Genomic DNA, 351 nt, shown 5'->3' with positions numbered 1-351 from the left:
AATATATCATTCGTAAGATTCAGGATTTATGCGCAATCAAAGGTCGCCGTGTTCCTGGTCGTCGTTGGTTTGGTCAAAAGGTATTTGAACAGCAAAAAACAAAATTCCTTACCGATTCCTTGCGTTTTGGATTTAACAGTCGTAAAGCTTTTGAGAATACGGGATATATCCCTTTAGCCAATGCCTTATATGCAGGGGATTGCTGGCAAATTGATGCTACACGTATGAACCTTATCGAGCATACCAAAGATGATAAATCCAAAGGGTTCTTATTTGTAATCGCGGTAAAGGATGTGCATAGCGGTGATATTCTAGGGTACTCTTTTGATTATTCAGAGAATCGATGGTCTG

1 pseudogene is annotated in these 351 nt (G+C 39.6%); it reads left to right on the top strand.

The features are described 5' to 3' along the window. Nucleotides 1–351: pseudogene (locus FOF46_RS32190) on the top strand (Mu transposase C-terminal domain-containing protein); the annotation flags it as partial.

The organism is Aquimarina algiphila, from assembly GCF_007489275.1.
GTDB classification, from domain to species: Bacteria; Bacteroidota; Bacteroidia; order Flavobacteriales; family Flavobacteriaceae; genus Aquimarina; species Aquimarina algiphila.
Note: the sequence above shows the minus strand (reverse complement) of the source record. Positions and strands in the feature narration are given on the sequence as shown.